This is a genomic window from Acidovorax sp., assembly GCF_027492855.1.
Lineage (GTDB): Bacteria > Pseudomonadota > Gammaproteobacteria > Burkholderiales > Burkholderiaceae_C > Acidovorax.
On sequence record NZ_JAPUDY010000063.1, the window covers coordinates 1 to 12,609 of the forward strand.

At 66.2% G+C, this 12,609-nt stretch carries 11 protein-coding genes and 1 pseudogene; 3 read left to right on the forward strand and 9 right to left on the reverse strand.

Features of this window, described 5'->3' with window-relative positions; all coding sequences use genetic code 11:
* The 5 genes from Q0105_RS12055 to Q0105_RS12075 all read right to left on the reverse strand — a co-directional run.
* Positions 1-877: Re/Si-specific NAD(P)(+) transhydrogenase subunit alpha (locus Q0105_RS12055; protein ID WP_298212061.1), on the reverse strand; the 877-nt coding region annotated here is incomplete at its 3' end.
* Between the two features lie 65 nt (positions 878-942).
* Complete coding sequence (locus tag Q0105_RS12060; RefSeq protein ID WP_366145926.1) at positions 943-1,566, reverse strand: hypothetical protein; 624 nt, start codon at positions 1,564-1,566, stop codon at positions 943-945.
* Between the two features lie 358 nt (positions 1,567-1,924).
* Positions 1,925-2,989: a class II fructose-bisphosphate aldolase gene (fba, locus tag Q0105_RS12065; RefSeq protein ID WP_298212065.1), complete on the reverse strand. Its 1,065-nt coding sequence runs from the start codon at positions 2,987-2,989 to the stop codon at positions 1,925-1,927.
* An 80-nt stretch (positions 2,990-3,069) separates the two neighbouring features.
* On the reverse strand, positions 3,070-4,458 hold the full coding sequence (locus Q0105_RS12070; RefSeq protein ID WP_298212067.1) for a histidine kinase dimerization/phospho-acceptor domain-containing protein: 1,389 nt from the start codon (positions 4,456-4,458) through the stop codon (positions 3,070-3,072).
* Positions 4,455-5,159, reverse strand: coding sequence for a response regulator transcription factor (locus Q0105_RS12075; RefSeq protein WP_298212069.1), 705 nt, complete (start codon positions 5,157-5,159; stop codon positions 4,455-4,457). The genes Q0105_RS12070 and Q0105_RS12075 overlap by 4 nt, the downstream gene beginning before the upstream one ends.
* Positions 5,160-5,224: 65 nt before the next feature.
* Here Q0105_RS12075 and Q0105_RS12080 point away from each other — a divergent pair, with 65 nt between their 5' ends.
* Positions 5,225-5,974 carry a phosphatase PAP2 family protein gene (locus tag Q0105_RS12080; RefSeq protein WP_298212070.1) on the forward strand — a complete coding sequence of 250 codons (750 nt, stop codon included), beginning with the start codon at positions 5,225-5,227 and terminating at the stop codon, positions 5,972-5,974.
* Positions 5,975-6,006: 32 nt separating this feature from the next.
* Here the strand turns inward: Q0105_RS12080 and pyk are convergent, their stop codons facing one another.
* On the reverse strand, positions 6,007-7,443 hold the full coding sequence (gene pyk / locus Q0105_RS12085; protein WP_298212072.1) for a pyruvate kinase: 1,437 nt from the start codon (positions 7,441-7,443) through the stop codon (positions 6,007-6,009).
* 116 nt (positions 7,444-7,559) lie between these two features.
* A complete protein-coding gene (locus Q0105_RS12090; protein ID WP_298212074.1) occupies positions 7,560-8,951 on the reverse strand; it encodes an aminopeptidase P N-terminal domain-containing protein in 1,392 nt (463 codons plus the stop codon).
* 197 nt (positions 8,952-9,148) lie between these two features.
* Here Q0105_RS12090 and Q0105_RS12095 point away from each other — a divergent pair, with 197 nt between their 5' ends.
* Positions 9,149-9,907, forward strand: a complete 759-nt coding sequence (locus Q0105_RS12095) for a hypothetical protein (RefSeq protein ID WP_298212076.1) — start codon at positions 9,149-9,151, stop codon at positions 9,905-9,907.
* A gap of 12 nt (positions 9,908-9,919) precedes the next feature.
* Here the strand turns inward: Q0105_RS12095 and Q0105_RS12100 are convergent, their stop codons facing one another.
* Positions 9,920-10,648, reverse strand: a complete 729-nt coding sequence (locus Q0105_RS12100; RefSeq protein WP_298212078.1) for a nucleotidyltransferase family protein — start codon at positions 10,646-10,648, stop codon at positions 9,920-9,922.
* 30 nt (positions 10,649-10,678) lie between these two features.
* Positions 10,679-11,053: pseudogene (locus Q0105_RS12105) on the reverse strand (S-adenosylmethionine decarboxylase); the annotation flags it as partial.
* 112 nt (positions 11,054-11,165) lie between these two features.
* Here Q0105_RS12105 and Q0105_RS12110 point away from each other — a divergent pair.
* Positions 11,166-12,609, forward strand: a 1,444-nt coding sequence (locus tag Q0105_RS12110) for a transketolase (RefSeq protein WP_298212080.1), incomplete at its 3' end; no start/stop codon positions are given.

The window sequence follows — 12,609 nt, forward strand, 5'->3', positions numbered from 1 at the left end:
TCACGCTGCCGGGCTTCATGCTCTGCACCATCTCGGCGGTGATGAGCTTGGGCGCAGGTTTGCCGGGGATCAGCGCCGTGGTGATGATGATGTCCGCATCCTTGGCCTGCTCGGCGTACATCTTGCGCTGCGCGGCCTGGAAACCCTCGCTCATGACCTTGGCATAGCCGCCACCGCCCGAGCCTTCTTCTTCGTAGTCCACCTTGACGAACTCGCCGCCCAGCGACTTGACCTGATCGGCCACCTCGGCGCGCGTGTCGTTGGCGCGCACAACGGCGCCCAGGTTGGCCGCCGTGCCGATGGCCGCCAGGCCCGCCACGCCAGCACCGGCAATGAACACCTTGGCAGGCGGCACCTTGCCCGCCGCCGTGATCTGGCCGTTGAAAAACCGGCCAAAGGCGTTGGCCGCCTCAATCACAGCACGGTAGCCACTGACGCCAGCGGTGGACGTGAGCGCATCCATCTTCTGGGCGCGCGAGAGCGTGCGCGGCAGGCAGTCGATGGCCAGCACGGTGGCCTTGCGGGCCGCCAGTTGCTGCATCAGTTCGGGGTTCTGTGCAGGCCAGATGAAATCGATGAGTGTGGAGCCCTCGCGCAGCAGCGCCACTTCGTCGTTGCTCGGCGGGCGCACCTTGAAGACGATGTCCGATGTGGCCCACAGCGCCGCAGCGCTACCAATGACCTCCGCCCCGGCGGCGCGGTAGGCATCGTCGCTGAAATTGGCGGCGTCCCCAGCCCCCGACTCCACGGCAACCGTGAAGCCAAGCTTGATCAGCTTCTCCACCACATCGGGCACAGTGGCTACCCGCTTCTCGCCAGGGAAGGTTTCCCTCGGCACGCCAATGCGCTGCGGCTGCGGGGTGGGGCTTGTCTGCATGGGATGTCTCCTCGGGGTTTCGTAATCGTTGTGCAAGGCCGCCAAGCAGGGCGGGCTTGTGTACGCTAAGGCGTGGCGAACGGGAACGGCGGCACGGCCAGGTAGCCGTCCATCATGCTGACGCTCAGGCGTGCTGCCTGGGCCAGGTCATGCCCCCATTGCAGCGCGGGACGGCCTGCGACCAGGAATTCTTCGTTGTTACGGGTTTTGGGGCGCAGCAGCCGCTGGTCCACCAGCGCGTCCACCACCACCGAGGCACCGGCGTCGGTGACATAGCGGTAGCTCAAATACGAATAGGGCTGCTTCAGTGCGACTTGGCGACTGTCCAGCCATTGGGCGAGATCCGGTCGGTTCTTTTCGAGCCACTGGGCGCTGCTCCCCCAGTTCTTGAAACGCAGGCAATCGGCGCGCACTGGGCTGCCCGCCGCAATGTCCTCGACCGTCACGTCCCGCTGAAGCGGGCATTGGCTGGCCCCCTGTGGAGCGCCTTGCAGGTCACCGGTGCGGTTGGTCTGCACGCGCAGCACGGCCACCCACCCACCCTGCGCATCACGCAGCCCCACGGCACGGGTTTGCAGCGCGGCGCGGCCTGCGGCATCGTCCGCAGCGCCCAGGTCTTGCCACGCCCCCGGCGGCAAAACGAGGCGCGCGCGGCCTACCGGGTATTCCGCCTGAGGCGGAACCGTCATAGGCGCGCACGCCGCCATCAGCACCGCAATGGCACAAGGCAATAGGCACCGGAACTTCGAAATTATCAGAGTCATAGAGAAAGGTTTATACGGATTCGCGTTCAATCATCCCATCCCGCACGCGTGGAACGCGATCGGCTGAGGATTTTTTTGAAGGCGGCTTGGTATTGGACGCTTCGCACGGCACCTGCTTTTGGCAAGCTGACCACAAGCTTACATGAAGAAATTCTTATCGCTGTGCCATTTGCTTGATGTAGAGGGAACTCCCCAACCGGGGAGAGCCCGTTTGCGATCTTCGGGCCAAAAAAAACCCGGCTGCACGGGCAGCCGGGTTAGGCAAGGGGGCGGGTGTCCGGAATCAGTTCACCACTTGCGCCAGCGCACCCGAGGCGTATTGGGCGGCCACCACCTGCAGGCTGTGGCCCTTGATCTTGGCGCCCTGGCCTTCGCAGCCGAACTCGATGTAACGCTGCTTGCACACCGCCTTGGCCGCTTCGCGTGCGGGCTTGAGCCATTCGCGGGCGTCGAACTTTTCGGGGTTCTCGAACAGGAACTTGCGCACGGCACCGGTCATGGCGAGGCGGATATCGGTGTCGATGTTGATCTTGCGCACGCCGTGTTTGATGGCTTCCTGGATTTCCTCGACGGGCACGCCGTAGGTTTCCTTCATCTTGCCGCCGTACTGGTTGATGATGGCCAGCAGTTCGGCGGGCACCGAGGAGGAACCGTGCATCACCAGATGGGTATTGGGAATGCGCTGGTGGATTTCCTTGACGCGGCTGATGGCCAGGATGTCGCCCGTGGGCTTGCGGCTGAACTTGTAGGCGCCGTGGCTGGTGCCGATGGCGATCGCCAGCGCATCGAGCTGCGTGGCCTTGACGAACACGGCGGCTTCTTCGGGGTCGGTCAGCATCTGGCTGTGGTCCAGCTTGCCTTCGGCGCCGACGCCGTCTTCTTCGCCAGCTTCGCCGGTTTCCAGGTTGCCCAGGCAGCCCAATTCTCCTTCAACCGTCACACCCACCTTGTGCGCCATGTCCACGACCTTGCGGGTCACTTCCACGTTGTATTCGAACGATGAAGGGGTCTTGCCGTCTTCCATCAGCGAACCGTCCATCATCACCGAGCCAAAACCCAGGTCGATGGCGCCCGAACAGATCTTGGGCGATGTGCCGTGGTCCTGGTGCATCACCAGCGGGATGTGGGGGAAGGCTTCGACGGCGGCCTGGATCAGGTGCTTGATGAAGGGCTCGCCAGCGTATTTGCGGGCACCGGCGCTGGCCTGCAGGATCACGGGCGCGCCCACTTCGTCGGCGGCCGCCATCACGGCCTGGACCTGTTCCAGGTTGTTGACGTTGAAGGCAGGGATGCCGTAGCTGTTGGCGGCGGCATGGTCGAGCAGTTCGCGCATCGAAACGAGGGGCATGGTCGTAGGTCCGTTCAGTGTTGAGGGCGGCGTTGTAGCGCCAGGCATGGGCGGTGGTAACCGCTTGGTAACCCGGAATTTTAACCGGGGGCCATGGCGCCTGCCTCGGGCAAATCCAACCGGTAGCAGGTGGTAAAGGGCGCCGGTGCCGGTGCCGCGCCAAAGTGCCCCCCATGGATATCCGCCACGCGGCGCAGGATTTCGTGCCCCAGGCGCAGGCTGTCCACGGGGCGGCTCGCCGCGCCCACGGCCCCTTGCGCGGCGCTGCGAGCCCCGTCGTCACACACCTGCAGCCATGCGCCTCCCTGCTCGATCGGCCCCAGTTGCACAACGATGCGGGTGCCGTCAGGGGTGTGCTTGAGCGCGTTCTCCACCAGGTTGCGCACGGCGATGTCGAGCAGCACCGCGTGGCCTTGCACGATGAGCACCGGCGGCGCCTGCAGCGCGATATCGTCACCGCGCTGCCAGGCGGCCTGGGCATGGTCGGCACACACTGCACTCGCCAGGCTGCTCAGGTCCACGGGGGCCTTGGCCTCGTGCAGCTCGGCCCGGCTGGCCCGCGCCAGCGCCAGCAACTGGTCGAGCACCCGGCCAGCGCGCAGCGCATCCTGGCCAATCTGGGCCAGCGCCTGGGCCCTGCCAGCCTCGTCCAGCCCCCCAGCGAGGGCGCTGGCTTGCAAGGCGATGGAGGACAACGGCGTGCGCAGCTCGTGGGCCACCTCGTTGGCCAGCCGGCGTTCGTGCACCATGGCGGCCTGCTGGCGGTCAAGCAGGGTGTTGATCGACGCCACCACGGACTCAAACTCGCTCCACGCATGGCGCGAGGCCAGGCGCTGCGTGCTGGCGGGGTCGAGCGCCGCCACGTCGGCCGACAGCGCATACATCGGCCGCAGGCCGCGCCACAGCGCCAATCCCAGGGCCAGCGACACCACGGGCAGCAGCCACAGGCCCGGCTCGATCATCTGCTCGGCAATGTCCTGGGCCAGCTCGTCACGCTCGCTGAGCTGCAGCATCACCATGATCTTGCGGCCCCGGGCCGCGTCCCATTGCGAAAAACTGCGCCAGACCACCTGATCAGGCCCCAGGGTCAGGTTGGCGAAACCTTCCGTGTCGGTGAAAGGTGGGAGCATGCGCGTGCCGCTCTGAGAGATCAACTGCCCCTGCGCGTCCCACTGCACTACGCTGATGGACCGCTGGTAGTCGTGCGACTTGAGCCAGGGCATGGACGCCCGTGGCGTGACCTGCAGGCCTTCCACGGCCTCGGTGGCGCGCAGGTTCAGCAGCAACGCCGCCACGCTGGCCAGGTGCCCGTCGGTGAGTTCGTCGGCCTCATGCACGCCCGTCTGGTAGCCGATAAACACGAAACTGCCCCACACCAGCGCCAGCGCCCCCAAGGACCACAGCAACAGCTGGCGCATCAGCGAGGGGCGGCGCACCCGCCCCGGAACGGCCGCCACCGGGGCGCTCATGCAGACAGCTCCTGCGGCATGAAGTAGCCCACGCCCCGCATGGTCTGGATGCAGGCGCTGCCCAGCTTGCGGCGCAGGTGGTGGATGTGGACCTCCACCGCATTGCTCTCGATGGCCGCGTCCCAGCTATAGAGGCGCTCTTCGATCTGCTGGCGCGAAAGCACGCACCCCCGCGCCTCCAGCAGCACCAGCAGCACCGAAAACTCTCTGGGCGACATCTCCACCGGCCGCCCCTGCTGGCGCACCGTGCGCGTGGCCGGGTCCAGCTCGATGTCGCCGTGGCGGATGGTGGGCGATGCGCGGCCCGCGGCACGCCGCAGCAAAGCCCGCAGGCGCGCATCGAGCTCGTCCACGTCAAACGGCTTGGCCAGGTAGTCGTCCGCCCCCAGGTCAAGCCCGGCGATGCGCTGGTGCACCTGGTCCCTGGCCGTGACGATGAGCACGGGCGTGGCCGGGTCGGGCAGCACTGGGGTCGAAGCGGCGCTGGCAGCAGGGCTCAGGCGCAGCCGCCGCAGCAGTTCGCTGCCATCACCATCCACCAGGCCCAGATCCAGCAGCACGGCGTCGAAACGCTCTGCGCGCAGGGCGCTCCAGGCACTGGCCACGCCATCACTGACGTCCACCGCGTAGCCGCGCTGCTGCAGGTTGGTGCGCAGGCCGCTGGCAATGCCTGCATCGTCTTCGACCACGAGTATTCGCATAGGCCCATTGTCGCAGCGCCCTGCCATTAAGACGGTGTTAAGTCCCGCCCTCTATGGTCCGGGGCATGCCTTCTACGCTGGTCTCACCCCGCCGTTCGCCTTCGCACCGCACTTTGTTTTTCTGGACCCTCGGGGCGCTGGCCTGCGTGCTGGCCTGGGATGCGGGCGGACAAGACCTGGCGCTGGCGCAGCTCTTCGGCTCCTCGGACGGTTTTCCGATGCGGGACCAGTGGTTCTTCGTCCAGGTGTTGCACGAAGGGGCGCGCCGCCTGGGCTGGCTGCTGGTACTGCTGCTGGCCTTGAGCGTATGGTGGCCCCGAGGTGTGCTGCGGCGGGTAGACGCCAGCGAGCGGCTGCAGATGGCCGTGAGCGCACTGCTGTCGCTAGCGGTGGTGAGCATCATCAAGAACCTCAGCGCCACCAGTTGCCCTTGGGACCTGGCGCAGTTCGGCGGCGTGGCTCGCCATGTCTCACATTGGGCGCTGGGCGTGCTGGACGGCGGCAGCGGGCGCTGTTTTCCGGCGGGCCACGCCTCGGCGGGCTTTGCGTTTTTAGGGGGCTACTTTGCGCTGCGGCGCAAGGCGCCCACCGCCGCGCGCTGGTGGCTGGCGGGCGCGCTGCTGGCAGGGTTCGTGCTGGGATGGGCCCAACAGGTGCGCGGCGCCCACTTCATGAGCCACACGCTGTGGACAGGCTGGCTGTGCTGGACCATCGGCTGGCTGTGCGACCTGGCGGCCACCGCGCTGCGGCCACGGTTTCCGGCGTTTTCCGACACCGGCACGCCCGACGGTAGCGGTGTGGTCGCAGAGCCTTAAGGCATCGCGGCGCAGGCCTCGTCAACGGCTCTTCAGCCAGCCACGCAGATTTTCAGCATATTGGTCCCGCCAGGCGCTCCCATGGGCTCGCCACAGGTAATGGCATAAACATCGCCTTTTTGCACGATGTTGCGGCTCTTGAGATGCCGCTCGGCCTGCTCCAGCGCGGTATCGCGATCGGCGCTGGTGTCCATGAGCAGGGGGCGCACGTTGCGGTACATGGCCATCTTGCGCTGCGTTGTTACCTTGGGGGTGAGTGCGTAGATGGGGATGTTGATGCTGTGCCGGCTCATCCACAACGCCGTGGCACCGCTGTCTGTCATGGCCACGATGGCCTTGGCGCCCAGGTGGTGGGCCGTGAACAGCGCGCCCATAGCGATGGACTGGTCGATGCGGCCAAAGGTCTGGCCGGTGAAATCGGCATCCAATTGGTGGTCTTCCGCTGCCTCGGCAGCGGCGCAGATGGTGGCCATTTCTTCCACGGTTTCGAGCGGGTAGCGGCCTGCGGCCGTCTCGGCGCTCAGCATCACGGCGTCGGTGCCGTCCAGCACAGCATTGGCCACATCACTCACCTCGGCACGCGTGGGCACGGGGTTGGTGATCATGCTTTCCATCATCTGCGTGGCGGTGATGACGACCTTGTCTTGCTCGCGTGCCATGCGGATCATCTTTTTTTGCAGCGCGGGCACGGCGGCATTGCCCACCTCCACGGCCAGGTCGCCACGGGCCACCATAATGCCGTCGCTCACGCGCAGGATGGCTTCGAGGTGCGGAATGGCCTCGGCGCGCTCGATCTTGGCGATCAGGCCCGGCTTGTGGCGAAACTCAGACGCCGCCACGTTGCACAGCTGGCGCGCCATTTCCATGTCGGTCGCGTTCTTGGGGAAACTCACCGCCACGTAGTCGGCCTGGAAGCTCATGGCCGTGCGGATGTCTTCCATGTCCTTGGACGTGAGGGCCGGTGCGGTCAGCCCCCCACCCTTCTTGTTGATGCCCTTGTTGTTGGACAGCTCGCCGCCCAGCTTCACGGTGGTGTGTACTTCCTCGCCGCGCACGGCGTCCACCGTGAGCACGATCAGGCCGTCATTGAGCAACAGCAGGTCACCGGCCTTCACGTCGCGGGGCAGCTCCTTGTAGTCAAGCCCCACCCCGTTGATGTCGCCCGGCTCGGTGCGCGATGCATCCAGCACGAATTTGGCGCCAGCTTCAAGTTGCACCTTGCCCTTGGCGAACTTGCCCACGCGGATCTTGGGGCCCTGCAGGTCGGCCATGATGGCCACCTCGCGCCCTGCGCGCTGGGCCGCAGCGCGCACCGTGGTCGCACGGTCGATATGGTCCTGCGCCTTGCCGTGGCTGAAGTTCAGCCGGACCACGTTGACCCCTGCACGGATCATGGCCTCCAGCAGTGCCGGGTCGCTTGATGCGGGGCCCAGGGTGGCAACAATCTTGGTGGCGCGGCGCGTGGACATGGGTTTGTCTCTTTCATTGAATATGTAATCGGGTTTCAATTTTTACACGGAAGCGGTTACATACCGATTACCAAACCAACAAGAGCACCCTGCCCTGCGCACGAGCCACCCACCATTCAGGCGCGCATCAGCGCCTCGATTTCGTCGGCCTTTACCGGCACGCCGCGCGTGATCAGCTCGCAGCCGGTGTCATTGACGATGGCATCGTCCTCGATGCGGATGCCGATGTGGTGGAACTGCTCCGGCACGCCCGCGGCGGGGCGCACGTAGATGCCGGGCTCGATGGTGAGCACCATGCCCGGCCGCAGCACGCGGCTGGGGCGGTTGGTGATGGTCTCGCCCGAGAGCGGGTCCTTGCGCTCGCTCACCTGGCCGACCTCGCTGGGCTCTATGTAGCTGCCGCAGTCGTGTACGTCCATGCCCAGCCAGTGGCTGGTGCGGTGCATGTAGAACTGGAAGTAGGCGCGTTGGTCGATCACGTCCTGCGCCGTGCCGACCTTGTTCCTGTCGAGCAGGCCCAGGTCCAGCATGCCCTGCGCGAGCACGGCCACGGTGGCATCGTGCGGGTCGTTGAAGCGTGCGCCCGCCTTGGTGGCGGCCACGGCCGCGTCCTGGCTGGCCAGCACCAGGTCATACAGCGCGCGCTGCGGGCCGGTGAAGCGGCCATTGGCCGGGAAGGTGCGCGTGATGTCGCTGGCGTAGCCATCAAGCTCGCAGCCCGCGTCGATCAGCACCAGCTCGCCATCACGCACGGGCGCGGCATCCGCCCGGTAGTGCAACACGCAGGCATTGGCGCCCGCCGCGACGATGGAGCTGTAGGCCGGATACTGCGAACCCGCGTCGCGGAACGCGTGCAGCAGTTCGGCATCGAGGTGGTATTCACGCACGTCTTCACCCGCGCGCAACATGCGGGCCGAGCGTTGCATGGCGCGGATGTGAGCCTGCGCGCTGATGGCGCTGGCACGGCGCATGATGTCCTGCTCGTGGGCGTCCTTGAAAAGGCGCATCTCGTCAAGCAGCGTACACAGGTCGTTCTGCTCAGAGGGGCACAGCGCACCGTAGCGCACGCGGGCGCGCACGGCGTTGAGCCAGCCTTCCACACGCGCCGCCAGGCCACTGTGCGTGGCGAACGGATACCAGACGCAGGCCTTGTTTTCCAGCAGGCGCGGCAGCCGGGTGTCCAGCTCGGCCATCGAATGCGCGGCATCCACCCCCAGGACAGCAGGCGCGGCGACCGGACCCAGACGGTAACCGTCCCAGATCTCGCGCTCCAGGTCCTTGGGCTGGCAAAACAGCGTGCTGCGGCCATCGTGGGCCAGCACCAGGCAGGCACCGGGTTCGGTGAAACCAGTCAGGTAATAGAAGTAGCTGTCGTGGCGGAACAGGAAGTCGCTGTCCCGGTTGCGCGGGTGCTCGGGCGCCGTGGGGATGATGGCGATGCCCCCCGCGCCCAACTGGGCTGCGAGGCGCGCGCGGCGCTGGGCGTAGATGGAGTGCGAAGCAGTCATCCGTACATTTTGAGGCCAACTGTGCTGGATTTCAGACGCGATCTTCCAATCTCCTTACATTGGCCGCCCTGTTGGGGGCTGCCGCTCCTTCTCGGCGCCATGGCCTGCGCATGGCAGACTTCACGGCGCCGCACCCGAGGCTCATGCCCTCTTTGCGGCCTTGGCAAACCATCGACGTACCACCGTTTCATCTCACCATGCTCAACCTGATCAACGCCCTGCTGCAATTCATCGTGGCCACCCTGCTGCCACTGTTGGGCTTGCTGCTGGCGGGTGCGCTGCTGATCTATGCGATGTATGTGCGCTGGGTCGACGTACCGAACAAATGGCTGCTCACCCGTCGAGGGCTGGTGGTTGCCTGTGTGGTGGCGGCTGCCTGCAATGTGCTGCTGGTGGCGCAGCTCTTCATGTCGCACAGCGCCAAACAGGCGCGTCAGGATGGGGCCGTGGTGCGCGCGAGCCGGGAGCGGTTCGTTCTGCCGCAGGACTTTCAGTACGGCGAACTGCTGATCCCTGCGGGCAGCCTCATCAATCGCAGTGACCCCTTCGACAAGGGCGAACCGGGGCGCCCCCTCGCACTCCACGGGTTGGAAGCCGTGCGCTTCGTGGAGCCGGTGCAGGTTGCCGCTGTATGGGCCCGCGCGCTGCAGGTGGTGCCAGCACGCGTGGAACTGGCGCAGGACCAGCAGATAGGACCGCTGTACCGGTACGACAACGCGACCCAGACCTGGGTGCCCCACAAGCTGATTCCGGCCATGGCATGTAAGAAGGGCCAACTGGCGCTGTTTCAGGTGCCGCACATCGACTACGACGTGCAGGCAGAGGTCGGCAAGCCCGCGCCCGACGGGCCCGATGCGCGCTTCCTGCCCAGCCAGTGGTTGTTTCGCGGTTGCGAGAACGGCCCGTCCCTTGCCGTGCAACCCGCCCATGCAGGGCCCACCGCGGCGGAGCAATGAACCAGCGCAGCGTCAGCGGTTGAGCTCTGCCAGCCTCTCGGGCGTGCCCACGTCGGTCCAGCGGCCGGTGTAGAGCTCTGCGCTGACCCGCCCCTGATCCATGGCACGGCGTAGCAGCGGGGCCAGCGGGGCCTTGATACCGTGCGGATTGCCCGCCGGGATGTCGCACCAGGGCTGCGCGAACAGCTCGGCGTGCAGCAGGGCGATGGTGCTGTAGGTGTAGCGCGGCGCGGGGTCGTCGGTGGGCAGGTTCAGCGCCAGCCCATCCGTCGACAGGCCAAAGTCGCCGCGCGGGTTGTGCGCGGGGTTGGGCACCAGCCACAGGTGGGCCAAGTGGCCGCTGGCTTTGAAGGCCTGCACGGCGGCGCTGTCGAACACGAAGTCGGGCGCGAACACGTCGCCCGCCGCCAGCCAGAACACGGGGCCCAGTTGGGGCAGGGCGCGTGCGATGCCGCCTGCGGTTTCCAGCGCCCCACCAAAGTCCACACCCTCATGGGAGTATGAAATTGATAGCTGCTTGCGCTTGCCCATCAAGCGCTGGAGGCCAAAAACACTTGAAAAATGGTCGCTGATCTGGCTGCCCAGCCACGCGGTGTTGATGAGCACCTGCTCCACGCCCGCATCCTGCAGCGCCGCCAAGTGCCACTGCAGCAGCGGCTGGCCCTGCACCTGCAGCAGGGGCTTGGGGGTGGCGTCGGTCAGCGGGCGCATGCGCTCGCCCCGGCCTGCGGCCAGCAGCATGGCGGGGACCTGCGTGGCCGGTGCGTTCACGCTCACCACCCCGCGCTGCAGCGCGTTCTGCTCCACGGTGGTGGGTTCGAACAAGGCGAGCAGCGTTTCCATCAATGCACGCGCCTTGCCCGAATGGTCGGCGCCGAAATTGCACACGTACACGTCCAGCGTCACTGCACGCTGCTCGGGCCAGGTGTGCACGCACAGGTGCGATTCCGCTAGCAAAATAGTAGCTGTTACCCCACCTGGGCCGTGCGCTGTGGCCGGAAATTCATGGAACAACTGGCCCACGGGCTGCAGCCCGGCGGCGCGCACCGCATCGGTACAGGCAGGCCCCAAGGCAGCGGCGTCCAGCAGCCAGGCGCTGGCGCAGCGGCAGCCATGGAGATCGGCGGTGAGATGCAGTCCTTGCATGGCCCGCACTGTAGTGCATTGCACGGGCCTCCAAGCCCTCAACAAGGCCTGCGCTGGCGCGCCGGTAAAATACCGGGTTTCCCCTGAACCACCCACCTTGAACCCTCCCCCCATGGCCAACACCCAGCAATCTCAACAGATGGCAAATGCGATCCGCGCATTGGCCATGGACGCCGTTCAACAAGCCAACTCCGGCCACCCCGGCGCCCCCATGGGCATGGCCGACATGGCCGTGGCACTGTGGAGCCGCCACCTCAAGCACAACCCCACCAACCCCCAGTGGTTCGACCGCGACCGGTTTGTGCTCTCCAACGGCCATGGCTCGATGCTGCTGTATGCGCTGCTGCACCTCACGGGTTACGACCTGCCGATGGGTGAGCTCAAGAACTTCCGCCAGTTGCACAGCAAGACCGCAGGCCACCCCGAAGTGGGCATCACCCCTGGCGTGGAAACCACCACCGGCCCGCTGGGCCAGGGCATCACCAACGCGGTGGGCCTGGCGCTGGCCGAGAAGCTGCTGGCCAGCGAGTTCAACCGCGACGGCCACGCCATCGTGGACCACCACACCTACGCCTTCCTGGGCGACGGCTGCCTGATGGAAGGCATCAGCCACGAGGCCGTGTCGCTGGCGGGCGCCTGGAAACTCAACAAGCTGATCGCGCTGTATGACGACAACGGCATCAGCATCGACGGCCAGGTCGCACCCTGGTTTGCCGACAACACGCCCCTGCGTTTTGTTGCCAGCGGCTGGAACGTGATCGGCCCCATCGACGGCCATGACGCCGACAAGGTGGCCGAGGCCATCGTGGAAGCCAAGAAGCAGTCCGAGCGCCCCACACTGATCGTGTGCAAGACACACATCGGCCAAGGTAGCCCCAACCGTGTGAACACCGCCAAGGCCCACGGCGAGCCGCTGGGTGCCGAAGAAATCAAGCTCACCCGCGAAGCGCTGGGCTGGACCAGCGAGCCCTTCGTGATCCCTGACGAGGTGTATGCAGGCTGGGACGCCAAGGCCAGCGGCCACAGTGCAGAAGCCACCTGGAACGAGCGTTTTGCCGCCTACACCGCCGCCTTCCCCGAGCTGGCCGCCGAACTCACGCGCCGTATGGAGGGCAACCTGCCCGCCAACTTCGCGCAAGTGGCCGTCGATACCGTGGTGGCAGCCCACACCAAGGGCGAAACCGTGGCCAGCCGCAAGGCCAGCCAGTTGGCACTCGAAGCCTTCACCGCCGCGCTGCCCGAGCTGCTGGGCGGCAGCGCCGACCTGACCGGCTCCAACCTCACCAACACCAAGAGCACACCCAACCTGCGTTTTGACATGCAGGGCCATGTGGTGAAGAACGAGGCTGGCGTGGGCGGCCGCCACATCAACTACGGTGTGCGCGAATTCGGCATGGCCGCCATCATGAACGGCGTGGCGCTGCACGGTGGCTACATCCCCTACGGCGGCACCTTCCTCACGTTCAGCGACTACAGCCGCAACGCCATTCGCATGGCCGCACTGATGAAGCAGCGCGTGATCCACGTGTTCACGCACGACTCCATCGGCCTGGGCG

What these genes read in the sequence shown, in the direction of transcription:
- Q0105_RS12060 (WP_366145926.1), bottom strand. Translation starts at nt 1,566, where the DNA reads ATGACGGTTCCGCCTCAGGCGGAATACCCGGTAGGCCGCGCGCGCCTC.
- fba (WP_298212065.1), bottom strand. Translation starts at nt 2,989, where the DNA reads ATGCCCCTCGTTTCGATGCGCGAACTGCTCGACCATGCCGCCGCCAAC.
- Q0105_RS12070 (WP_298212067.1), bottom strand. Translation starts at nt 4,458, where the DNA reads ATGAGCGCCCCGGTGGCGGCCGTTCCGGGGCGGGTGCGCCGCCCCTCG.
- Q0105_RS12075 (WP_298212069.1), bottom strand. Translation starts at nt 5,159, where the DNA reads ATGCGAATACTCGTGGTCGAAGACGATGCAGGCATTGCCAGCGGCCTG.
- Q0105_RS12080 (WP_298212070.1), top strand. Translation starts at nt 5,225, where the DNA reads ATGCCTTCTACGCTGGTCTCACCCCGCCGTTCGCCTTCGCACCGCACT.
- pyk (WP_298212072.1), bottom strand. Translation starts at nt 7,443, where the DNA reads ATGTCCACGCGCCGCGCCACCAAGATTGTTGCCACCCTGGGCCCCGCA.
- Q0105_RS12090 (WP_298212074.1), bottom strand. Translation starts at nt 8,951, where the DNA reads ATGACTGCTTCGCACTCCATCTACGCCCAGCGCCGCGCGCGCCTCGCA.
- Q0105_RS12095 (WP_298212076.1), top strand. Translation starts at nt 9,149, where the DNA reads ATGCTCAACCTGATCAACGCCCTGCTGCAATTCATCGTGGCCACCCTG.
- Q0105_RS12100 (WP_298212078.1), bottom strand. Translation starts at nt 10,648, where the DNA reads ATGCTGCTGGCCGCAGGCCGGGGCGAGCGCATGCGCCCGCTGACCGAC.